This is a genomic window from Anaerostipes sp. 992a, from assembly GCF_001940245.1.
GTDB lineage: Bacteria > Bacillota > Clostridia > Lachnospirales > Lachnospiraceae > Fimousia.
Map to the genome: position 1 here is coordinate 183,050 of NZ_MJIG01000005.1, position 23,261 is coordinate 206,310.

The 23,261-nt window shown below is 40.2% G+C and carries 25 protein-coding genes and 1 other annotated feature; of the genes, 23 read left to right on the top strand and 2 right to left on the bottom strand.

The genetic code is table 11. From position 1 onward, the window contains the following. Window positions 1–2 precede the first annotated feature (2 nt). The 3 genes from BHF69_RS14275 to BHF69_RS12620 are packed head-to-tail and all read left to right on the top strand — an operon-like array spanning window position 3 to window position 3,142. The gene (locus BHF69_RS14275; protein ID WP_192846998.1) at window positions 3–164 is read left to right on the top strand and encodes a hypothetical protein; all 162 of its coding nucleotides are present in this window, start codon (window positions 3–5) and stop codon (window positions 162–164) included. A gap of 18 nt (window positions 165–182) precedes the next feature. Then, complete coding sequence (locus BHF69_RS12615; RefSeq protein WP_075672182.1) at window positions 183–545, top strand: hypothetical protein; 363 nt, start codon at window positions 183–185, stop codon at window positions 543–545. Next, complete coding sequence (locus tag BHF69_RS12620; protein ID WP_075672184.1) at window positions 524–3,142, top strand: hypothetical protein; 2,619 nt, start codon at window positions 524–526, stop codon at window positions 3,140–3,142. The genes BHF69_RS12615 and BHF69_RS12620 overlap by 22 nt, the downstream gene beginning before the upstream one ends. A gap of 5 nt (window positions 3,143–3,147) precedes the next feature. Here BHF69_RS12620 and nrdG read toward each other — a convergent pair whose 3' ends face one another. Beyond that, window positions 3,148–3,639: an anaerobic ribonucleoside-triphosphate reductase activating protein gene (gene nrdG, locus BHF69_RS12625; protein ID WP_075672186.1), complete on the bottom strand. Its 492-nt coding sequence runs from the start codon at window positions 3,637–3,639 to the stop codon at window positions 3,148–3,150. A 196-nt stretch (window positions 3,640–3,835) separates the two neighbouring features. On the opposite strand from nrdG, the gene nrdD reads away from it, so the two are divergent. The 6 genes from nrdD (at window position 3,836) to rplA (ending at window position 8,542) form a co-directional block, all read left to right on the top strand. Beyond that, window positions 3,836–5,968, top strand: a complete 2,133-nt coding sequence (gene nrdD, locus BHF69_RS12630; protein ID WP_075672188.1) for an anaerobic ribonucleoside-triphosphate reductase — start codon at window positions 3,836–3,838, stop codon at window positions 5,966–5,968. A 309-nt stretch (window positions 5,969–6,277) separates the two neighbouring features. Continuing rightward, a complete protein-coding gene (gene rpmG, locus BHF69_RS12635; RefSeq protein ID WP_278277078.1) occupies window positions 6,278–6,442 on the top strand; it encodes a 50S ribosomal protein L33 in 165 nt (54 codons plus the stop codon). A 30-nt stretch (window positions 6,443–6,472) separates the two neighbouring features. Continuing rightward, entirely contained in the window at window positions 6,473–6,682 is a 210-nt protein-coding gene (secE, locus tag BHF69_RS12640; protein WP_075672192.1) for a preprotein translocase subunit SecE, read from the top strand. A 17-nt stretch (window positions 6,683–6,699) separates the two neighbouring features. Continuing rightward, window positions 6,700–7,221, top strand: coding sequence for a transcription termination/antitermination protein NusG (gene nusG, locus BHF69_RS12645; protein WP_075672194.1), 522 nt, complete (start codon window positions 6,700–6,702; stop codon window positions 7,219–7,221). A gap of 93 nt (window positions 7,222–7,314) precedes the next feature. Further along, window positions 7,315–7,740: a 50S ribosomal protein L11 gene (gene rplK / locus BHF69_RS12650; protein ID WP_075672195.1), complete on the top strand. Its 426-nt coding sequence runs from the start codon at window positions 7,315–7,317 to the stop codon at window positions 7,738–7,740. A gap of 109 nt (window positions 7,741–7,849) precedes the next feature. Further along, complete coding sequence (gene rplA / locus BHF69_RS12655; RefSeq protein ID WP_075672197.1) at window positions 7,850–8,542, top strand: 50S ribosomal protein L1; 693 nt, start codon at window positions 7,850–7,852, stop codon at window positions 8,540–8,542. A 94-nt stretch (window positions 8,543–8,636) separates the two neighbouring features. Here the strand turns inward: rplA and BHF69_RS12660 are convergent, their stop codons facing one another. After that, the gene (locus tag BHF69_RS12660; RefSeq protein WP_075672199.1) at window positions 8,637–9,404 is read right to left on the bottom strand and encodes a LytR/AlgR family response regulator transcription factor; all 768 of its coding nucleotides are present in this window, start codon (window positions 9,402–9,404) and stop codon (window positions 8,637–8,639) included. 207 nt (window positions 9,405–9,611) lie between these two features. After that, window positions 9,612–9,752: a sequence feature (ribosomal protein L10 leader region), on the top strand. A gap of 49 nt (window positions 9,753–9,801) precedes the next feature. Here BHF69_RS12660 and rplJ point away from each other — a divergent pair. The 14 genes from rplJ (at window position 9,802) to BHF69_RS12735 (ending at window position 23,199) form a co-directional block, all read left to right on the top strand. Next, window positions 9,802–10,293 carry a 50S ribosomal protein L10 gene (rplJ, locus tag BHF69_RS12665; protein WP_075672201.1) on the top strand — a complete coding sequence of 164 codons (492 nt, stop codon included), beginning with the start codon at window positions 9,802–9,804 and terminating at the stop codon, window positions 10,291–10,293. A gap of 63 nt (window positions 10,294–10,356) precedes the next feature. Next, complete coding sequence (gene rplL, locus BHF69_RS12670) at window positions 10,357–10,722, top strand: 50S ribosomal protein L7/L12 (RefSeq protein WP_075672203.1); 366 nt, start codon at window positions 10,357–10,359, stop codon at window positions 10,720–10,722. Window positions 10,723–10,994: 272 nt separating this feature from the next. After that, entirely contained in the window at window positions 10,995–11,672 is a 678-nt protein-coding gene (locus BHF69_RS12680) for an HAD family hydrolase (RefSeq protein ID WP_083651333.1), read from the top strand. After that, a complete protein-coding gene (locus BHF69_RS12685) occupies window positions 11,669–12,322 on the top strand; it encodes an HAD family hydrolase (RefSeq protein ID WP_075672209.1) in 654 nt (217 codons plus the stop codon). Before BHF69_RS12680 ends, BHF69_RS12685 begins: the two co-directional genes overlap by 4 nt. 23 nt (window positions 12,323–12,345) lie before the next feature. Continuing rightward, entirely contained in the window at window positions 12,346–13,029 is a 684-nt protein-coding gene (locus BHF69_RS12690; RefSeq protein ID WP_075672211.1) for a hypothetical protein, read from the top strand. Window positions 13,030–13,050: 21 nt separating this feature from the next. Continuing rightward, window positions 13,051–13,614: an NUDIX hydrolase gene (locus BHF69_RS12695; protein ID WP_075672319.1), complete on the top strand. Its 564-nt coding sequence runs from the start codon at window positions 13,051–13,053 to the stop codon at window positions 13,612–13,614. Beyond that, window positions 13,608–14,120, top strand: a complete 513-nt coding sequence (locus BHF69_RS12700; protein ID WP_075672213.1) for a gamma carbonic anhydrase family protein — start codon at window positions 13,608–13,610, stop codon at window positions 14,118–14,120. Before BHF69_RS12695 ends, BHF69_RS12700 begins: the two co-directional genes overlap by 7 nt. 81 nt (window positions 14,121–14,201) lie before the next feature. Beyond that, complete coding sequence (gene glgA, locus BHF69_RS12705) at window positions 14,202–15,788, top strand: glycogen synthase GlgA (protein WP_083651335.1); 1,587 nt, start codon at window positions 14,202–14,204, stop codon at window positions 15,786–15,788. Window positions 15,789–15,918: 130 nt separating this feature from the next. Continuing rightward, complete coding sequence (locus BHF69_RS12710) at window positions 15,919–16,404, top strand: deoxycytidylate deaminase (protein ID WP_075672215.1); 486 nt, start codon at window positions 15,919–15,921, stop codon at window positions 16,402–16,404. Window positions 16,405–16,449: 45 nt separating this feature from the next. Next, the gene (locus BHF69_RS12715) at window positions 16,450–18,588 is read left to right on the top strand and encodes a Tex family protein (protein WP_075672217.1); all 2,139 of its coding nucleotides are present in this window, start codon (window positions 16,450–16,452) and stop codon (window positions 18,586–18,588) included. Between the two features lie 267 nt (window positions 18,589–18,855). Continuing rightward, window positions 18,856–20,163 (top strand): ABC transporter substrate-binding protein, encoded by a 1,308-nt coding sequence (locus tag BHF69_RS12720; protein WP_075672219.1) that lies wholly within the window; start codon window positions 18,856–18,858, stop codon window positions 20,161–20,163. Window positions 20,164–20,284: 121 nt separating this feature from the next. Further along, the gene (locus BHF69_RS12725) at window positions 20,285–21,136 is read left to right on the top strand and encodes a carbohydrate ABC transporter permease (protein ID WP_075672221.1); all 852 of its coding nucleotides are present in this window, start codon (window positions 20,285–20,287) and stop codon (window positions 21,134–21,136) included. Continuing rightward, entirely contained in the window at window positions 21,136–21,990 is an 855-nt protein-coding gene (locus BHF69_RS12730; RefSeq protein ID WP_075672223.1) for a carbohydrate ABC transporter permease, read from the top strand. Before BHF69_RS12725 ends, BHF69_RS12730 begins: the two co-directional genes overlap by 1 nt. A 33-nt stretch (window positions 21,991–22,023) precedes the next feature. Continuing rightward, window positions 22,024–23,199 carry an ABC transporter ATP-binding protein gene (locus tag BHF69_RS12735; RefSeq protein WP_075672225.1) on the top strand — a complete coding sequence of 392 codons (1,176 nt, stop codon included), beginning with the start codon at window positions 22,024–22,026 and terminating at the stop codon, window positions 23,197–23,199. Window positions 23,200–23,261 lie beyond the last annotated feature (62 nt).

A 23,261-nucleotide genomic window follows, 5' to 3' on the forward strand; every position in this document is an offset into this window, starting at 1 on the left:
GGATGAAAGAGTTCATGGCAGAATATGGATCAGTAGTAGTAACCGTTATTATCGTATTAGCAGTCTGCGCATTTGTGGGGGCGGTATTTACTCCACAACTTCAGACCGCCCTTACAGATACCCTGAATACCTTTTTTAAGGAGTCAGGAGCAGTGCATAGCTGATGAAAATGGAGGTGCAATATGAAGCAGATGATTTTGGGAGGGTGCTGTCTTCTTCTGGTGATATATGCCGTATATATCAATGCTAATTTTACTGGAATGGCTTCTAGAGAAGTGGAGATATCGATGGCATTGTCACATGGAATCTCCCAAACATTAGAAGCTCATAAAAGTGAAAGATTTTCATCAGAGGGTGATATGGAGAAGTATTTTTACAAGGTATTTCAGGCACAGGTGATGTCGGATGGGAAGCTGGAGATTCATATAATTACCTCGAATTGTCAGTACGGCCTGCTGGATGTTGAGGTAACCCAGTATTTTCAGACATCGGATCAGAAGGAAAGGAAGATTACAGTTCGAAAATGTGGAATTATCGAAGAATAAATAAGCTGGCATTGACTGCTCTGGCTGGAATCGTCCTTGTGGGCAGCTGTTTATTGGGGGAGAACAAGACAGTAAGTGCAAAGGAGATATATGTGTGTAGTACGGAAGAGGAACTTTCCAGAGCAATTACCTACAGTAATCAGCACAAAGAGACATGGGTTTCTATAAAGATCCCTCGTATGATTGAAATCTCAAAGGGGTATGAGATCGAGGGGAAGGTGAGGATGTTTGCTTTGGAAGACTCACATGGGAAAATCAGGCGAAAAGGATTTGAGGTTTCTATGTTCTCGATTACTGGAAGGCTACAGTTGGGCAGTGCTTCTGAGGAAACCTGGATCGAAATCGATGGAGGAGCCAGACAGGGAGAACGGGGAAATGCGGCTGTAGAAGTAAAGAACGGTGGAAAACTGGAAATGCTTCAAGGGTGCAGGATTCAATATAATTATAACAAATCTGAGGATAAGGAAGTATTTCCAAGAGGTGGCGGTGTTCTGGTAAAAAGCGGCGGAACATTTATTATGAATGAAGGACAGATTCATGACTGTTGGTCTAAAAATACGAAGATTCTGGATGTAAGGGAGAAAAATGCAGCAGTGGGAGGTGGAGTGGCAGTGGAATCTGAAGATGAAAGTCATTATGGGACTTTTCTCATGTATGGTGGTAGGATTTACCATTGTGCCTCCCAGCAGGGCGGAGGAATCTTCTCTTGTGGAAAGTTTCTAATGGACGGCGGAGAGATTTGTGAAAACTATGCGGATGTAAAGAGTCATGGTAGTGAAGGCTGTCGGGTTTCTTATGAAGAATGTGCCTATAATACTGGAGGAGGAATCAAACTTCAGGGGTATTTGGATGAAAGTTCTCCAAGGTTATATGCCAGAACGGAGATTACAGGGGGAAATATCTGTCATAATGAAGCGTATAATGGAGGTGGGATCCGAATCACCAATGGAGCCAGATTAAAGATTACAGGGGGAGATATATTCCAGAACCAGGCTGCAAACAGAGGAGGAGGACTGGATATTGGAAATGGAAAATATGAAAAACGAGCGGTGACGGAAGTTCAGATCACAGATGGGAGCATTAGTGGATGCCAGGCGAAGCGGGGAGGCGCCTGTGCGGTCTCCCATGGAAAATGTCATCTTCTTGGACTTCAGGCCGGTGCGAATAAGGCAAGAGAAGATGGCAGTGGGATTTATCTTTCAGCAGATGGGAAGCTATATCTTCAAGGGACGACTTATCTGGCAGAGGACGATGATATTTATCTTATGAAGGATGCATGGATTCGTTTATCCGGGGAATTGTCTGCTGATGGAAGGGTCGCAACGGTCAGCATGGCAGAATCTCAGTATCAGGCGGGAAGAAAAGTGGCAGAAGTGATCTATGATGCCAGTGGCTCTGTGGGATTGTATGGAGATACCAGGACGTGGAGCGGAGAACATCTGGTCTTAAAAGATAACACGAAGGGGTGTTCCCTTTTGCGGCCGGGAGATTATCTGAAAGCTTCCAGAGTAAAAAAGGAACAGGAGATCAGTCTTGCAAAAGCCGATATTTTTATATCTGAGAGTTACCCGGTTCGATATAAAAGGAACAGGGAGGAAGAGGTCAGAGAACTGCCAGAGGATAGTGTAAAATACTGGTATGAGGATTATCGGATTTCCAAGAAGATACCTGTAGCGGATACGGGAAAATTTTCTTCCTGGAATACAAAGTCATCCGGTGGGGGGAAACGCTATTCTGCAGAAAGCCTTTATGAAGATAATCAGTCATTGACTTTATATGGAATCTGGGACTATGGGATGAAGATTGTAGTGAAGGATACGGCTGTATTTTATGAAAATCAGATTGTTGGAAAGAAAGAGTTGACGGGGAGCATTCTTCGTCTGGAGGATCAGGAGGATGGAACGATCAAGGACGCAGAAAGCATTGACCGGTGCGTTTCTGTATGTAAGATTAGCTATCAAAAGGCGGAGAATGGGTACCAGCCGGTGGATCAGGTGTTTCCGAAGGGAATGCAGGAGGAAAAGATGGATACATACTTCATGAATCTGAAAGAGGAAGAAAGGGTCGGCGTAACGGTACTTTTTACTGCCCAGGATCAGGCAGGGAATGTAACAGAAAAAGAAGCCTTGATAAAGGTGTGTTATAATCATCCGCCCGATATTCAGGTCTCTGATTATTCTTATTATGACTTTGAAATTGCAGATCAATGGGAAAAAGTGAAAAAGGAGTTGGAAGGAAATGGAGAGGTGAAAGATCAGGAAGATCAGATCTTGTGGAAGCGAAATCCACAGATTTCAATAAAAAAACCGGAATCGTTTCATCAGGATGATTTCCGGATTCCGGCTATGTACAAAATTATCTATGAAGCAAAAGACAGTCTGGGAAAGATTTCCCAGGCACAGGCGGTGGTCTATGTGGCGGATAGTAATCCATATGGAGATGGTATGCAAGGCTGTGTTCGTTTTATCAGTCAGAAATACCTGTCTACGTTAAAAAACAACAGTCCATGGAAGACCAATCCCGAGCAATACCAGTTATTGCAAAAAAGTCTGACTTCTACAAAAAAAGACGCAAAAAAGACAATTACGATTCCGTAAAGTAATTAGCTGCAATGCAGTACCACGGTTTGACCGGACAGGGTCTTTGGTACGTCGATGACTCTCTGATTTGAACTTCCACGCCAGTGGAGCTTGGTATCATTTTGTGCATCTATATAGTTTCCATCTACCACAACATCTACAAAGTTCATGATCGGCAGAGTCGAAACCTCTTCCCATTCAAATCCAGTGTAAAGCCAGATGGTCTTATGGGGAAAGCGTTCTCTGACTTCCTTTGCCAGTTCTGTAACAGTCTGGCAGTTGGCTGGATGCAGAGGGTCTCCACCGGATAAGGTCAGACCGGCAATATAGTCTTTCTCCAGTTCGGTAAATAGCTCTTTTCTGGCATCTTCATCAAAGGGAATACCACCTTTGATATCCCATGTAATCGGATTATGACAGTTTTTGCATTTATGAGTGCAGCCAGCTACCCATAGGACTACTCTTAAGCCATCTCCATTGAGCATATCGTCTTTTGTTATGTTATGATAATTCATGGTTATCGTCCTTTCAAAATTGTATTTTCCGTACTAGTATAAAACATAAAAAAACCACAGTCAATGTCTTGCATAGAAATCAGATAAGTGATATGATAAGATACGTGTCTGAGAAAAGGCACAATATGATGTGGAAATGAAAGGAAATAGTCACAAGATATAGTGATTGGAGAATATAAGCGAAAGGTGAGGGATTATGCGGATTGAAGATGTTCGGGTGATTAAAAAAGACAATACGAAAGAAGTATTTAATGTTCAAAAAGTGGTAATTGCAGTTAATAAATCTGCATATCGTGCTCTGGTCACATTTACGGAGGAAGAGATTGATTTTATCTGTCGCTTCGTGGAAGAGAAAGTGTTGGAATTGAATAAGCCAGAGGTTCATATTTCTGAAATGCACAATGTAGTAGAGGGAGCTTTGGAGCAGACCAATCCAGCAGTTGCAAAAAGTTATCGGGATTACCGCAATTATAAGCAGGATTTTGTTCAGATGCTGGATGAGGTATATAAAAAGAGCCAGTCCATTATGTATATTGGGGATAAGGAAAACAGCAATACGGATAGTGCTTTGGTTTCTACCAAGAGAAGCCTGGTCTTTAATGAGCTGAATAAGTCCTTATATCAGAAATTTTTTATGACGACAGAGGAGCTTCAGGCGTGCCGGGATGGTTACATCTATATCCATGACATGTCAGCAAGAAGAGATACCATGAACTGCTGTCTATTTGATGTACAGAACGTATTAAAGGGTGGATTTGAGATGGGAAATCTCTGGTATAATGAGCCAAAGACCCTGGATGTAGCCTTTGACGTGATCGGAGATATCGTCTTAAGTGCAGCAAGTCAGCAGTACGGTGGTTTTACAGTTCCAAGCATTGACAATATTTTAGAACCATACGCACAGAAGTCATATAAACGTTCCATGGAACGCTATGTATCCTTAGGATTATCCGAAGAAAAAGCCAGAGAAGAGGCCTTGAAAGATGTGGAACGGGAATTCAGACAGGGCTTCCAGGGACTGGAATATAAGTTTAACAGTGTATCTTCTAGCAGAGGGGATTATCCTTTTATTACGATTACAGCGGGAACTGGAACAAAGCCATTTGCTAAGATGGCTACGAAGATCATGTTGGAAGTGCGTAAGAATGGACAGGGCAAAGAAGGGCATAAAAAGCCGGTTCTTTTCCCAAAACTGGTATTTTTATATGATGAGAATCTTCATGGACCTGGCAAGGAGATGGAAGATGTATTTGAGGCTGGAATTGAATGCTCCAGCAAGACCATGTACCCAGACTGGTTAAGCCTGACTGGAGAAGGATATGTGGCATCCATGTATAAAAAGTATGGAGAAATTGTCAGTCCGATGGGCTGCCGGGCATTCTTATCTCCCTGGTATGAAAGAGGAGGAATCGATCCTGCAGACGAGAATGATAAACCAGTTTTTGTAGGCCGATTTAATATTGGAGTTGTAAGTCTGCATCTGCCAATGATTTATGCAAAGGCACAGCAGGAAAGCAGAGATTTCTATGAAGTTCTGGATTATTATTTGAACCTGGGAAGACAGCTGCATCTGCGTACTTATGATTATCTGGGCGAGATGAAGGCATCTACGAATCCACTTGCTTATTGTGAAGGCGGATTCTTAGGAGGTAATCTGGGACTTCATGATAAGATCAAACCGGTTTTAAAATCAGCAACAGCTTCCTTTGGAATTACCGCACTCAACGAACTTCAGCAGTTGTATAATAAAAAATCTCTGGTAGAGGATGGAGAATTTGCTCTTGAGGTCTTAACTTATATTAATAAAGAAATCAATCGATTTAAAAAAGAAGATGGAAGGTTATATGCCATCTATGGAACACCAGCAGAGAATCTGTGCGGGCTTCAGGTGAAGCAGTTCCGTAAGAAGTATGGAGTCATTGAGAATGTTTCTGACCGGGAATATGTAAGCAATAGCTTCCATTGCCATGTATCAGAGGACATTACTCCGATTCAGAAACAGGATCTGGAAGGAAGATTCTGGGATTTGAGTAATGGCGGAAAGATCCAATATGTCAAATATCCGATCGATTATAATAAAGATGCTATCCGTTCACTGGTTCGCAGAGCCATGGGCAAAGGATTCTATGAAGGAGTCAATTTGTCTTTGTCTTACTGTGATGACTGTGGTCATGAAGAACTGGACATGGATGTATGTCCGAAATGTGGCAGCAGAAATTTAACTAAGATTGACCGCATGAATGGATATCTCTCCTATTCTCGTGTAAAGGGAGACACCAGACTGAATGATGCCAAGATGGCTGAAATTGCAGAACGAAAATCTATGTAGGAAAAGAACAGGTAATTATTTAGAAAGCAGCCTTCCCGCTGTTTGAAAGAGAAAGCAGCAGGGAAGACTGCTTTTTATGATGGGATTGTAAAAAGCAGTTGACAAGACGTTTGGTTATATGCTACATTAATATAGCTATATTTTAGCAATGGAAGAGGTCTTTTTTTACGTATGGTAATCCATAGGTAAAAACACTCCGCAAGAATTGCGCTGCGAAGGAAGAATATATGAATATATATATGAGCCATCGCAGGCGGAGAATCTCGCAATGTGGGATTCTTTTTTAATGCCCAAAATTGAAATTAAGTAATGGAGGTGGAAGTTGTGCGCACAAGAATCACATTGGAATGTACAGAATGTAAACAGCGTAACTACAATATGACAAAGGATAAGAAAGCTCATCCAGATCGAATGGAAACAAAAAAATATTGTAGATTCTGTAAAAAGCATACAATGCACAAAGAAACTAAGTAGTCAGTTGATTTTTTAAATGAGGTGAAACAAATGGCAGAACCTAAGAAATCAGGAGTCTTTCAGAGAATTGCACAGTGGTGTAAAGGGCTGAAAGCAGAGTTTCAAAAAATCATTTGGCCTGACAAAGAAAAAATCTATAAGGAAACTGTTACAGTTGTATCTGCAACAGTATGTCTTGGAGTAGTCATTGCCTTATTTGATTTGGTACTACAGTATGGCATGAAACTACTCGTTGGTTAGAAGGCAAAGGTGATCGTATGGCAGAAGCAAATTGGTATGTAGTTCATACCTACTCAGGATATGAAAACAAAGTAAAAGCCAATATTGAGAAGACAATTGAAAACAGAAAATTACAGGATGAGATCTTAGAGGTCAGAGTACCGCTTCAAGAGGCAACAGAGATCAGAAACGGTGTGAAAAAACAGGTTTCTAAGAAGATGTTTCCAGGATATGTTCTTATTAATATGGTAATGAATGATGACACCTGGTATGTAGTTCGTAATACAAGAGGTGTTACAGGCTTTGTTGGCCCAGGATCAAAACCAGTACCGTTAACAGAAGCAGAGATGCGTCCGCTTGGAATCGAAGATGAACCAGAGGTTTCCATCGATATTGAAGTTGGAGATGAAGTTATCGTTACTTCAGGTGCTTGGGAAGGCACAGTCAGCGCTGTTAAAGCGATTAATCCGCATAAACAGTCAGTAACTATTGAAGTAGATATGTTTGGACGAGCTACTTCTGTAGAAATTGGATTCTTAGATATTAAGAAGAGTAACTAATAGGAATGTCTGCACAATAGAGAAACGAAAGAGAATGCAGACAGTGGGAGGGAAATCCCCGCAATTACCACAATAATCAGGAGGTGCGCTATCATGGCGAAGAAAGTAACAGGTTATATTAAATTACAGATCCCTGCAGGAAAGGCAACACCTGCTCCACCGGTTGGACCAGCTCTTGGACAGCATGGTGTAAATATCGTACAGTTTACAAAAGAATTTAATGCTAGAACAGCTGATCAGGACGGAATGGTTATTCCAGTTGTTATCACAGTATATCAGGATAGAAGCTTTAGCTTCATCACAAAGACTCCACCAGCTGCAGTATTGATCAAAAAAGCTTGTAAGATTCAGTCTGGATCTGGTACACCAAATAAAGTAAAAGTAGCTACTATTTCTAAAGAAGACATTCAGAAGATCGCTGAATTAAAAATGCCAGACTTAAATGCAGGAAGCCTTGAAGCTGCTATGAGCATGATCGCTGGTACAGCAAGAAGTATGGGTGTAGCTGTAGAAGAATAGGCATTGAACACTTAATGAAAAATGGCGAAAGCCGCATTAGGTAACTTTAGAAATGAGTCATAGACAGGTGGGAGGGTAGCTCCCGATAAGACCACAGGAGGAATTTAAAATGAAAAAAGGAAAAAGATATGCAGAAGCTGCAAAATTAGTAGATAGAGCAGCTACTTATGAAGTGGCAGAAGCAATTGATTTAGTAAAAAAATCAGCAAGTGCAAAATTTGATGAAACAATCGAAGCACATATCAGATTAGGTGTTGACGGACGTCATGCTGATCAGCAGGTTCGTGGTGCGGTAGTATTACCACACGGAACTGGTAAATCTGTAAAAGTTTTAGTATTCGCAAAAGGACCAAAAGCAGACGAAGCACAGGCTGCAGGTGCAGAATACGTTGGAGCTGAAGAATTATTACCAAAAATCCAGAAAGAAGGCTGGTTAGATTTTGACGTAGTTGTTGCTACTCCAGATATGATGGGTATCGTAGGTCGTTTAGGTCGTATCCTTGGACCAAAAGGATTAATGCCTAACCCTAAAGCTGGTACAGTAACAATGGACGTTACAAAAGCGATCAATGATATCAAAGCTGGTAAAATCGAGTACAGATTGGATAAGACAAACATTATCCATGTTCCAATTGGAAAAGCTTCTTTCTCAGAAGAACAATTAGCAGACAACTTCCAGACTTTAATAGATGCAGTTATCAAAGCTAAGCCAGCAGCTGCAAAAGGTCAGTATTTAAGAAGTGTAACAATTACTTCTACAATGGGACCTGGTATCAAATTAAATACAACAAAATTAGCTTAAGCTTAGTAAAAAAAGAGGATTGTTACGGGGCGGTAACAATCCTCTTTTTATATGTCAAAAAGTGCAATAAGTAACGTGTCTATAATTAACTGCGTTAGGAGTAGGGGGTAGAATAAGCAGTAATAGATGGTTCTTCTTTTTCCATATCAGGTCGTATACGGAGAAAAGAATGCAGGTAATTCTTAAATGCACTTCTTGCCTGCTGATAATGCGTTCTTCCGATTGGAATAAAGGTATGATCGGAAAGCTGCAAATTTGTACGTGTAAAATTAGTTATATGAGCCAGATTGACCATATAGCTTCTGTGGCATACGATGAAATTATCATTTAACTGTTTGGAAAGCTCTGAAAAATTGGCAGAAGTCTTAAAAGTGCCATCTGTCGTTATGATCATTGTAATTCTTTTCGAGCGTTCTAAATAAAAAATATCCTTCTGTGCCATAATGGTATATGCACCATTGAAGGATACGACCAACTTATCTGTATCCTGTGTCTCTATATTGTGATATGCAGCATCCAAAGCATCCGTCAGATAAAGATTCCATTGGTCTTTCAATAAATAAAATGCGTGTCTTGTGCTGTAAGCCCTGCAAATGGCTTGACTATCCCTTGTGTTAAAAATAATCTGTGTGTTAGCATTCACATGATTAATGTAATCTGCAATCTCAATACCATCTTTTGTACCAAAATGAACTTCTATAAAAACGATATCGTAAATACAGCCCTTGCGCTGTATCTCCTTTAATAAGGAATCCGGTTTCTTCAAAATAGTAATAGAAGCATTAGGGTCATAGCCCTGAACGAGCTGATATAAAGATTCTCTGTCATCTTTGTTAGAATCGCAGATGGCAATCTTGTACATAATCATTCCTCCCCTGTGCTTTATGTAGTTCGAAAGAGAACTTTATGCTAGTTCTCATCGTTATAAATAGGATACCATAAAATGGTAAAACTTAGGAAACTGTTCATTACCTAAAAGCAGTTGTTGGTGCAATATTTCCCAGATATGAAAGGGAGAAAAAAGAATTTAATGCAAAAAAGTGTTGACAAATGATAAAAATAATGATATTTTAGTTAGGTAAGACTGCCGAAGACAGTAGGTGCTCATGGAGCGTAACGTAGAACAACCTACCGAGGATATGAAGTTTTAGATGATTAGTATCGCTCTTTGTCTACAGGTATGTGGAGAAAGAGCTTTTTTTATCCAAACAGGCGGCACTACACCGAAACAAAAATTGTATAAGGAGGTGCACCAGAGAATGGCAAAAGTAGAATTAAAACAGCCTATCGTTGAAGAAATTAAAGAACTTTTAGACGGAGCTGCTTCCGCTGTATTAGTTGAATACCGTGGTATTACAGTAGAAGACGATACAAAATTACGTAAAGAATTAAGAGAAGCAGATGTAATTTATAAAGTATATAAGAATACAATGATCCGTTTCGCAGTTCAGGGAACAGAATTCGAACCATTAACAGCTGATTTAGAAGGACCTACAGCGATTGCAGTATCTAAGGATGATGCAACAGCTCCAGCAAGAATTCTTGCTAAATATGCAAAAGCAGTAAAACCTTTTGAATTAAAATCAGGTGTTGTTGAAGGAACATACTACGATAGAGATGGAATCAAGGTTATCGCTACTATCCCTTCAAGAGAAGAATTACTTTCCAAATTACTTGGAAGCTTACAGTCTCCTATGGCTAACTTCGCTCGCGTGATCAACCAGATTGCAGAAGCAAAAGAAGAAGCTTAGGAAAGATCGGAACCATAAGGTTCGTGATGTTAAATAATTAGAAAATTAATGGAGGAAATAAGAATGACAACTCAAGAAATTATTGAAGTTATTAAAGGCTTATCAGTATTAGAATTAAACGAATTAGTAAAAGCATGTGAAGAAGAATTTGGTGTTTCTGCAGCAGCAGGTGTTGTAGTAGCAGCAGGTGCAGCAGGCGGAGATGCAGCTGAAGAAAAGACAGAATTTGATGTAGAACTTACAGAAGTAGGAGCAGCTAAGGTTAAAGTTATCAAAGTTGTTCGTGAAATCACAGGTTTAGGATTAAAAGAAGCAAAAGCTGTTGTTGATGGAGCTCCTAAAGTTGTTAAAGAAGCTGTATCTAAAGAAGAAGCTGAAGAAATCAAAACAAAACTTGAAGAACAGGGTGCTAAAGTTACAATTAAATAATTTGATTGTAAAATCCGGAATTCAGGAAATGAATGACGCATCAGAAACCAGAATGGTTTCTGATGCGTTTTTTTGTTACATAAAAAATTTTTTGAATTTCTTATGTAACAAAAAACTCTGTGAGGACCGAACTGCGGCAGATAAGAAGATGTCGCAAGAGCGACCCGCCGCAGGCGTAGAATCCTGCAGAGCAGGATTCTTTTTTTCTGTTGATTGGAAAATAGTATGAAATCATGTATAATATTGATTAAAATATGAAAAGGAGTAGGAGTATGATAAAAGCAATTATCTTCGATATGGATGGCGTTTTGATCGATACGGAAAAACATTTTGTCAAAGCGTGGCAGGATGCAGCTCATGAATGCGGAGTAATGGAATTTGGCTTAGAGCATGCTCTGATGTTGCGCAGTATGGCTGCAGAATTTGCAGAGCCTGCAATGAAGGAAATCTTTGGAATAGATTTTCCATATAAAGAAATAAGAACAAGAAGAAAAGAACTCATGGAGCAGCGTCTGAAGGGACGGAACATCGAGGCAAAGCCAGAGGCGGAAGAAGTGTTACGAGCATTGCAGATTCATGGATACCGATTTGCTATTGCAACGGCCAGTGATTTTGTTCGTGCAGTCCGGTACTTGACTCAGGCAGGGTTGATAGAGTATTTTGATCGCAAGAACATCATCTGCGCCACGGAACTGGAACATGGAAAGCCGTATCCGGATATTTATTTGTATGCTTGTGAAAAATTAGGTGAAAAGCCAGAAGATTGTGTTGCCATTGAGGATTCGCCAAATGGCATTATGTCTGCATATCGGGCAGGAACGAATGTGATCATGGTTCCTGATCTGACACAGCCGGATGAAGAATTATCAAAGATGCTGACTGGTAAGATAGGTTCGCTGGGAGAACTCCTGAGCTATCTCAATATAGAAGAACAGGGAGAGAAAAGATGACAAAAGCAATTGTATTTGATATGGATGGAACCTTGATTGATACAGAGAAATTTTTGGTGGAAGGTCGGGTAAAGGCCATGCATGCGTTGGGGTATCATGACTTTACATGGGAAGATTCCCTGTATTTTCGAAGCCTGCCGCCAGAAGAAGTGGAGAGGATTCTAAAGGAACGATATGGAGAAGGATTTCCTTATATGTCCGTGCGATTAAAACGCAGGGAGATGGCAAAGCAGTTGCATGAAGAGTTTGGATTTGATAAAAAGAAGGGCAGCGATAAGGCCTTAAAGGTATTGAAGGCAAGAGGGTATAAGATTGCTGTTGCAACAGCCAGTGATTATGAGAGAGCAAAAAGGTATTTACAGAAGGTAGGGCTGTTTGAATATTTTGAGCCAGAGAATATTATCTGTGCTACGGAGCTAGAGCATGGGAAACCATATCCGGATGTTTATCTGTATGCATGCAGGCAGTTAGGGGAGCGTCCGGAGGACTGTATTGCCGTAGAGGATGGACCATTTGGAGTAATGTCTGCATATCGGGCAGGAATGCAGGTGATCATGGTTCCTGATCTGACACAGCCAGAAGAAGAACTTAGGAAAATGCTATATAAGAAGATCGACGGCTTGGAAGATTTGATCGATCTTTTTGAATAAAATACGAAAAGAGGGATTGGGTTATGCCAGGGTATATTATGCATATGGCAGAAGCGAATTTGATTATGAGTAAAATGCAAAGGAAGCAGACAGCAGAATGGAAAAGAGATTTTATTGCTGGTAATCTGCTTCCTGATACGAAGAAAAAGCTTGCGAAAGTAACATCACATTTCTGGGATCCGGCGACAATGGACCGGATGGCTATTAGTCCGGATCTTTCTCGATTTTTGCATAAATATGAGTCTATGCTTGAGAATCCGGTTGTGCTGGGCTACTATGCTCATTTATATTTGGATGAGCAGTTTGTAAAAGCATACTGGCCACAGATGGCAACCTTTTATGATAATGCCGGAAGAGTTCGAGAGAAAAAGGAGAATATTACGAAAGTAAGAATTGGAAAGAGTGGAAAAATAGTTTCCAGGGATGACTTCTTTTCTGGTGCCTATTATTATGGGGATTATTCAAAGCTGAATAATTATTTTATTGAGAAGTATCAGATCAATCTGAATATGGATTATACGAAAATCGATGACTGTCCGGTTGTGGAAGTAGATAGCAGGGATCTTTATCAGGTTATGCAGGAGCTGTCTGCAATTATGAGCCTTTGTGATCGGACAAAGGAGGATCAGATTCAGGTATTTTCCAAAGAGAAGTTATGTCAATTCTTAGAAGAGGTATCTGAATCTTTTGTGCAGATGATCTGTTAGATACCAGAAGGGAGAATGGACATGGAGCTTATAAAAATCATACAAAAATATGAGCCGTGGAATGAGGAAGAGAAAAAAGACCAAAAGATATTTTTAAAATATTTACGACAGTTTCCGGACATTCTAACAAGAGAAAATGAATTTGCACATGTGACCAGCTCATCCTGGATTGTTAATCAGGACAGGACCAAGGTGCTCATGGTCTATCATAATATTTATGATTCCTGGTCCTGGACGGGAGGACATGCAGATGGCGATGAGGATGTTCTTCACGTGGCTATGAAGGAGGCAAAGGAGGAGACAGGTATTCAGACGCTTGTACCGGTGAAGGAAGCACTTTTTTCGCTGGAGCTTATTTGTGTTCATGGGCATTGGAAGAGAGGGGCGTATGTATCTCCGCACATTCATTTGAACACCACGTTCTTATTAGAGGCGAAGGAAGGAGAAACACTTCGAATCAAACCAGATGAAAACAGCCAGGTTGCCTGGATTCCCATAGAGCAGGCGGTGGAGGTGTCTAATGAACCATGGATGCAGGTCATTTATCAAAAGTTAAATCAGAAGTTGGAGGAAAAACAATGGTAGAAGCAAATATTCATCCCAATACATGGATTGCAGATGATGCGACGGTAAAAGGGGATGTAGTCATTGGGGAAGAAGTAAGCATCTGGTACCAGGCGGTGGTCCGTGGTGCGTCCAGGCAAGATCATAATGGAAGGATTACGATTGGAAGGAGAAGTAATATTCAGGATGGATGTGTCCTCCATGTGGATGTGGATACACCGATGGAGATTGGAGAAGGTGTTACAGTAGGGCATAAGGCGATTCTTCATGGATGCAGTATCGGGGAGAATTCTTTGATCGGAATGGGCAGTATTGTATTAAATGGTGCTCAGATCGGCAAGAATTGTATTATTGGAGCTGGTTCCCTGGTGACACAAAATACCGTGATTCCAGACGGCTATCTGGCCTTTGGAAGTCCAGCCAGGCCGATTCGTCCATTGCGTCAGGAAGAAATTGAAGACAACCGGGCCAATATGGAGCATTATGTGCAGGAAGCGAAAGAATTTTACAATGACTGTGATATTTGATATAATGGTAAAAATAGAATGTACGAGGGACAACCAAAAAAGAAATAGGGTGTAAGTAGAAGTATTTTAGGAGGAAAAATTATGAAGAAAATTTTATTTGCGGCATCAGAATGTGTACCATTCATCAAAACCGGAGGATTAGCGGATGTATGTGGTGCGTTGCCAAAAGAATTTGACAAGAATGAATGGGATGTAAGAGTGGTAATTCCAAATTATGAATGTATCCCAAATAAATATAGAAAAGAGTTTAAATATATTACGCATTATTATACGAATCAGGGAAGTGTCAATAACAGCGTTCATGTTGGGATTATGGAATATGAGATGGACGGCATCAGATATTATTTTATCGATAATCTGATGTATTTTGGTGGTTCCACACCATATACCAACGATATGAAATGGGATATTGAGAAGTTCAGCTTTTTCAGCAAAGCGGTATTATCCATTCTTCCAATTATTAATTTTAAACCGGATGTGATTCACTGCCATGACTGGCAGACAGGACTGATTCCTGTTTATCTGAAGAATGAATTTTCTGCAAATTTATTCTATCATGGCATTAAGACGGTTATGACGATTCACAATCTTCGTTTCCAGGGAATCTGGGATATTGAAACGATGAAAGCGATTACTGGTCTGGATGATGGATTATTTACAGCGGATAAGCTGGAATTCTATAATAACGGAAATATGCTGAAGGGTGGATTGGTTTATGCAGATGCCATTACTACAGTAAGTGATACATATGCAGAAGAGATTAAGACGATGGAATATGGAGAAGGTCTGCAGGGTATCTTAAATGCAAGAAGTCATCAGCTTACAGGAATTGTCAATGGAATTGATTACGATTCCTACAATCCTGCAACCGATGAGAACTTATTTGTTAATTATACGAAGGACGATTTCCGTAAGAAGAAATTTAAGAACAAGCTAGAGCTGCAGGAAGAATTAGGACTTCCAGTGGACAAGAATAAGTTTATGATTGGACTGGTTTCCAGACTGACGGATCAGAAGGGATTGGATCTGATCGAAGCAGTGATGGATGGTATCATTGATGAGAATACACAGTTTGTTGTTGTAGGTACTGGACAGGAACAGTATGAAGCTATGTTCAGACATTATCAGAACCTGTATCCTGATCAGGTTTCTGCAAATATCCTCTATTCCGATAAGCTTGCCCGCAAGCTGTATGCAGCTGCAGATGCGTTCTTAATGCCATCCAGATTTGAGCCTTGTGGATTGACACAGCTGATCTCTTTCCGCTATGGAACAGCACCAATTGTTCGTGAAACAGGTGGATTAAAGGATACGGTCATTGCTTATAATGCAGAAGATAATAGTGGAGATGGATTCTCATTCGTAAACTATAATGCAGAAGAAATGCTGTATGTGATCAATCTTGCTAAGGAACTGTTCTTCGACAATAAGAGAAGATGGAATCAGTTGGTAGAACGTGGTATGAACAAGGACTTCTCATGGGGTGCATCTAAAAAACGTTATGAAGAATTATACAACCATCTGATGGCAGTACGTGCAGAAGAGTTGAGAATGCTGGAAGAAAAGCGCGCAGAAGAATTAAGAATTATGGAAGAAGAAAGAAAGCGTGCAGAAGCAGAAGCAAAGGAAGCACTTGCTAAGAAGGAAGCAGCTGAGGAAGAAGAATAAGGAAGATTCGGATTTTAGAATAAGATATACCGGTCTGGCCTTTTGGTCAGGCCGGTTTTGTCTGTTATCGCTTAGTAGGAGATGCCCCGCCACTATGTAGCGGTGGGATAAGAAACAGGAGGAAGAGAATATGCCAGGAAAAAGAAGTGATTATTTATCTTGGGATCAATATTTTATGGGAGTAGCCATGCTATCTGCACAAAGAAGCAAGGACCCCAATACTCAGGTAGGAGCCTGCATTGTCAATAAAGAGCACAAGATTCTATCTATGGGATATAATGGCATGCCAGTAGGATGTGACGATGAGGATATGCCATGGGAGAAATGCGAAAATCCATTGGAATCCAAATATCTCTATGTCTGCCATGCAGAAATGAATGCGATTCTTAATTATGGAGGAGGAAGCCTGAAAAATGCCATTCTTTATGTCACTTTATTCCCATGTAATGAATGTGCCAAAGCAATCATTCAGACTGGCATAAAGGAAGTAGTGTATTTATCTGATAAATATGCTGAATCTGACTCTACCATTGCATCAAAAAGAATGTTTGATATGGTAGGGGTGAAATATCGTGCTTTTGAAAAAGAAGAGAAAGAGATTCGTTTAAAGTTATAACTCAATACAGAGCATGGACTTGGAATAAGGAGTAAGAGCTTAAATATGGACATTATAAAGAAATTACAGGAAGAATTAAACATTCGTTACGAACAGGCCCAGGCAGCGGTCAGATTGATGGATGAAGGGAATACGATTCCTTTTATTGCACGTTATCGAAAGGAAGCAACCGGGTCTCTCAATGATGAGGTACTGAGAAATCTAAGTGAGAGACTGAGTTATTTAAGGAATTTAGAAGAACGTAAGGAAGCCGTATTAAAAAGCATTGAGACACAGGGCAAGCTGACAGCGGAATTGAAAAAGGAGATTCAGGATGCCCAGACATTGATTGCCGTGGAGGATCTGTATCGTCCATACAAACAAAAACGGAGGACCAGAGCGATGATCGCCAGGGAAAAAGGATTAGAGCCGCTGGCCAATCTGATCCTGCTTCCGACGATAAAAGGAGAAATCGAAACAGAAGCAGAAAAATTCCTGACAGAAAAGGTGGCAACCATAGAAGAAGCCATTCAGGGAGCAGAGGATATTATTGCCGAAGGGATTGCCGATCGTGCAGATTTTCGTACTTACATCCGGAAGTATACATGGAATCATGGAACGATCATTTCTGTAGCTAAGGATGAGAAGCAAAGCTCTGTATACGATATGTATTATGATTTTGAGGAAGGCGTAGCGAAAATTCCGGGATATCGAATTCTGGCTATCAACAGAGGAGAAAAGGAAAAGATTCTAACAGCAAAGATTCAGGTGGAAGAGGAACGGATCTTAGGATATCTGGAGAAAAAGCTGATTACAAAAGACTGTGTAGCCACCAATGCACTGATGAAAGAGACGATTCTGGATGCCTATAAGCGTCTGATCGCTCCCGCCATCGAAAGGGAGATTCGATCAGAATTGACCCAGAGGGCAGAGGATGATGCCATTAAGGTGTTTGGAAAGAATCTAGAGCAGCTCCTGATGCAGCCGCCAATTGCCAACCAGGTCGTTTTAGGCTGGGATCCGGCATTTCGTACTGGATGTAAGCTTGCTGTGGTAGATGCTACAGGCAAGGTGTTAGATACGGTGGTGGTATATCCTACCGCACCTCAGAATAAGGTCAAAGAGGCGAAAAAGACGGTAACGGATATGATAAAAAAATATGGAGTGACATTAATCTCCATTGGGAATGGGACAGCCTCCAGAGAATCTGAGCAGATCGTAGCGGAGATGCTAAAGGAGAATAAACTTCCAGTTTCTTATATTATTACCAACGAGGCAGGCGCATCTGTATACTCTGCCAGCAAACTTGCCATGGAAGAGTTTCCAAACTTTGATGTCGGACAGAGGAGTGCGGCATCCATCGCGAGAAGGGTACAGGATCCATTGGCAGAATTGGTAAAGATTGAACCAAAGGCCATCGGTGTGGGACAGTATCAGCATGATATGAACCAGAAGAAGTTAGAAGAAGCCCTGCAGGGAGTCGTAGAGGACGCGGTAAATGCAGTAGGCGTTGACTTAAATACTGCTTCTGCTTCTTTGCTGGAATATGTATCTGGCATCAGTAAAGCAGTGGCGAAGAACATTGTATCCTATCGGGAGGAGCATGGAAAATTTACCACCAGAAAACAGCTGTTAAAGGTTGCCAAGCTAGGACCAAAGGCGTACGAGCAGTGTGCTGGATTTTTAAGAATTTCAGAAGGGAAGAATCCGCTGGATGCCACAGGGGTACATCCAGAATCCTATGAGGCTGCAGAGCACCTTTTGGAAAAGTTGGGATATGAGCTTAACGACCTTACCAAGAATGGACTGAGCGGTATTTCCAAAAGGGTAAAAAATAAAAAAGATCTGGCAGCACAGCTAGGAGTTGGAGAGATTACCCTTGCAGATATTGTAAAAGAATTGGAGAAACCGGGAAGGGATCCAAGAGAAGAGATGCCAAAACCACTGCTTCGCCATGATGTCATGGAGATCAGTGATCTAAAAGAAGGCATGATCTTAAAGGGAACGGTGCGCAATGTCATAGATTTTGGTGCCTTTGTGGATATCGGTGTCCATCAGGATGGGCTGGTCCATATCTCCCAGATGGCAGATAAATTCATCAAGCATCCGATGGAAGTCGTATCGGTAGGAGATATTGTGGATGTCAAAGTTATGAGTGTGGATGAGAAGAAAAAGAGAATTCAGCTTACGATGAAGGGAATATAATGTGCATAGGGAACCCTCTTTTTATACAAAATTACCATAATAAATAAAACTAGTCATATTGTTTTTGAATAAAATAAAGAAAGTGTAGAAAAATAAGATTTAAAATGCAAAAAAATATACATTATGCATAATAAAATTTGATATTCAAACCAAATATATTGACAAAATAAATAAAAGTTGCTATATTGAGATTAACGTACTGCAGGGGGGAAACTGTAGTAAAGGTATTTTACATTTTGAACTGTAAACAGTTATTTAGAAAGGAGAATCAAAATGAAAAAGTTACTTGCCTCATTATTCGCGATCGTTATGTGCGTTGGTCTCTTAGCTGGATGTGGTGGAGAGAAGAAAGCAGATGACAGTAGCAAAAACAGCGACAAAAAAGGTTCTGTTTATTATTTAAACTTTAAACCTGAACAGGACGAAGCTTGGCAGAATCTTGCAAAAGCTTACACAAAAGAAACCGGTGTGAAAGTTACCGTTGTAACAGCAGCTTCCGGTGAATACGAAACTACTCTTATGGCAGAAATGGGTAAATCCGATGCGCCTACATTATTCCAGGTTAATGGACCAGTAGGTCTTGAAAACTGGAAAGATTACTGCTATGACTTATCTGACGCAGAAATCACGAAGAATCTGACTTCTGATGCTTATGCATTAAAAGATGGTGATAAAGTAGCTGGTATTGCTTACGTTATCGAATCTTATGGTATTATTGTAAACAAAAACTTATTAAAAGATGCTGGATACAAAGTAGAAGATATCAATTCTTTTGCAAAATTAAAGGAAGTAGCAGAAGATATTACAAAACGTGAAGATGATTTAGGATTTGCTGCATTCACATCTGCAGGTATGGATGGATCTTCTGACTGGAGATTCAAGACACACCTTGCAAACCTTCCAATCTATTTTGAATATCAGAAAGATGACATTGGAACAACTGATGCGATCAAGGGTACATACTTAGATAATTATCGCGATATCTGGGATCTTTACATCAACAACAGTACATGTGAACCAAAAGATCTTTCTGCTAAGACAGGTGATGATTCCCGTAATGAGTTCCTGAAGGAAAAAGCAGTGTTCTTCCAGAATGGTTCCTGGGAATATGCAAACTTAACAGGTGACGATAAGTTTAAAGACGAGGATCTTGCTATGATTCCTATCTATATTGGAGTTGGAGATGAAGAAAATCAGGGTCTCTGTACAGGTACAGAAAACTACTGGTGTGTAAATAACTCTGCATCAGAAGAAGATATCCAGGCTACATTAGATTTCATTAACTGGTGTACATCTTCTGAAAAAGGTACAAAAGCTATGGCAGAAGATATGGGATTTGTTATTCCTTTCAAAGATGCCGTTGAATCTCAGAATTTATTCGTAAAAGAAGATGCTAAAATGACTGCAGATGGTAAAACACCTGTATCATGGAACTTCCCTACAATGCCATCCGAAGAATGGAAGAATGGTGTAGGATCTGCTCTTACTGCTTATGCAGCAGATCAGACAGATGCCAACTGGGATAAAGTTGTAAAAGCATTTGTTGATGGATGGGCTGAGGAAGCTGCAAAATAATAAATATCAAGCATAGATTTAGAACTTGTAACTATTTGCGGGGAGCAGAGAAAGTCTCTGCTCCCCTTATTTAATACTTAAAAGATTAAGTATTCATTTAAAAGAAAGAGAGATGAGCTGCATGGAAAAAGCACTCAAAAGATGGTTTCCGCTGTTTGTTCTTCCGACACTGGTAGCATTCATTATCGGATTTATTTGGCCATTTATTCAAGGTGTGTATTTATCCTTTTGTCAATTTACCACCATTGATAGAACAACCTTTGTAGGCGTTCAAAACTATGTGAATGCTTTTCAAGATGCAGAGTTTGGTTCTGCATTTCGTTTTACTGTATCATTTGCAGTCGTTTCTACAATTCTGATCAATGTATTAGCATTTCTTTTGGCTTTGGCATTGACACAGAAGATGAGGGGAACCAACATATTCCGAACAGTATTTTTTATGCCAAACTTAATCGGTGGTATCGTACTTGGATATATTTGGCAGATTCTGATCAATGCTGTTCTTTCCAATCTGGGACAGCCACTGTTGGCTTTAAATTCTAAAGCAGGTTATTGGGGTATCATTATCCTCATGTGCTGGCAGCAGATTGGTTATATGATGATCATTTATATTTCCGGGCTTCAGAATGTACCTGGAGATCTGATTGAAGCAGCATCTATTGACGGTGCCACACCGCTTCAGACATTATTTAAGATTAAATTGCCGATGGTTATGCCATCCATTACGATTTGTCTGTTTCTTACGATTACAAATTCATTCAAGCTGTTTGACCAGAACCTGGCATTGACAGCCGGTGAACCCGCTCATGCAACAGAAATGCTGGCATTGAATATTTATAACACATTCTATTTCCGTGCAGGTCCACAATGGAAGGGAATTGGACAGGCAAAAGCAGTAATCTTCTTTGTTCTGGTAGTTGCGATTGCATTGATCCAGTTAAGGGCAACACGTTCTAAGGAGGTGCAGCAATAATGAAAAAGAAAAATGGAATTGGATTGTTAGGCACGATATTCTTTTCAGTACTGGCCGCTCTTTATATGTATCCAATTGTAATGGTAGTGCTCAACTCCTTAAAGGTAGAGACAGCAATTAGTACCTCCGGTGCTTTTGAGCTGCCAACAGGGGAAACTTTTGCCGGACTGACCAATTTTGTATCTGCAATCAGTTCTCAGGGATTTTTAAAGAGCCTTTTTTATAGTGTGTTTATTACGGTAACTTCTGTAGGATTGATTTTATTATGCTGTTCCATGTGTGCATGGTATATCAATCGTGTACACAATTTGATTTCCAAGTTAATGTACTTGCTTTGTGCGTTTTCAATGGTAGTACCTTTCCAGATGGTTATGTTTACCCTATCCAATACAGCAGATAAGCTGGATATTTTTGGACTTCGTTTCAATAACCCATACACGATCTGCTTTATTTATCTTGGATTTGGTGCAGGCCTTGCGGTATTTATGTTCTCTGGTTTCATGAAATCAATCCCTCTTGAAATCGAAGAAGCAGCAATGATCGATGGCTGTTCTCCACTTCAGATTTATTTTAAAATTGTGTTGCCGATCTTAAAACCTACGATGATCTCTGTAGGCGTATTAGAAGCAATGTGGGTATGGAATGACTATTTACTTCCAACATTGGTGCTTGATATTAAGAAATATCGTACGATCCCTATGTTGATTCAGTACTTCCGTGGAAGCTATGGAAAAGTAGAGATGGGACCAATGATGGCATGTATCGTTATGACCGTATTACCGATCGTTATTATTTACATTGCAGGACAAAAACATATTATTAAGGGAGTTCTGGATGGTTCTGTTAAGGGCTAAACAGATGGACTGAAAGGGAAGGAGTTTTTACACATGGCAAGTGTAACATTGAAAAATATTAGAAAAGTTTACCCAAACAATGAAAAAAAGAAAAAATCAAAAAAGGGTGAACCAGTAAAGAAAACAAATCTTAAGGTTACAAAAGAAGGCGTGTTGGCAGTCGATGATTTCAATCTTGAAATTGCAGATAAAGAATTTATTGTGTTAGTTGGACCATCTGGTTGTGGAAAATCTACATTGCTTCGTATGGTTGCCGGCCTGGAGGAAATCAGTGGTGGCGATTTATTTATCAATGATGTACATATGAATAATGTTGCACCGAAAGACCGTGATATTGCCATGGTATTTCAGAGCTACGCTTTATATCCCCATATGACCGTATATGACAATATGGCATTTCCATTAAAACTTCAGAAAATGGACAAGGCTCAGATTGATAAACTGGTTCGTGAAGCCGCAGAAACTCTGGATATTACGCAGTATTTAGAACGAAAACCAAAGGCATTGTCTGGTGGACAGAGACAGCGTGTAGCAATTGGCCGTGCCATTGTTCGTAATCCAAAAGTTCTTCTTATGGATGAACCATTATCCAATCTGGATGCAAAACTTCGTAATCAGATGCGTGCTGAGATTATCAAGTTGCGTAAACGTATTGATACAACATTCATCTATGTTACACACGATCAGACAGAAGCGATGACACTTGGTGACCGTATCGTAATCATGAAGGATGGTGTGGTTCAGCAGGTAGGAACCCCTCAGGAATTATTTGACCATCCAATTAATCTTTTCGTAGCTGGATTTATCGGAATGCCAAGAATGAATGTATTTGATGCAGAGCTGATAAAGGATGGCGGCAAATATGCAGTAAAAATGGGGAAAGTAGTAGTTGATCTTGATGAAGAAAAGCAGGCTCGTCTTGCAGCGAAAAGGGTGGAACCACAATCCATTACGCTGGGTGTACGTCCTGAACATCTAACATTGGAAAGCACGGGTGGTCCTATGCTTCATGGAACCGTAGATGTGTATGAGATGATGGGCAGTGAGATTCACTACCATGTAACAGTAGAAGGAAAAGATGTGATCATTATTGTTCCAACGATTGGTATGAAGGATGTTGTTCCTATGGGATCAGATATTCCATTTACCTTTGGTGGAAATGTAGTTCATATTTTTGAGAAAGAAAAAGGAACGAATCTGGAATTTTAAGAACGATGAAAGTTATCTGAATCATCCCAGAGTCAATCCACTTTGTTTTTTCCATAACAGTT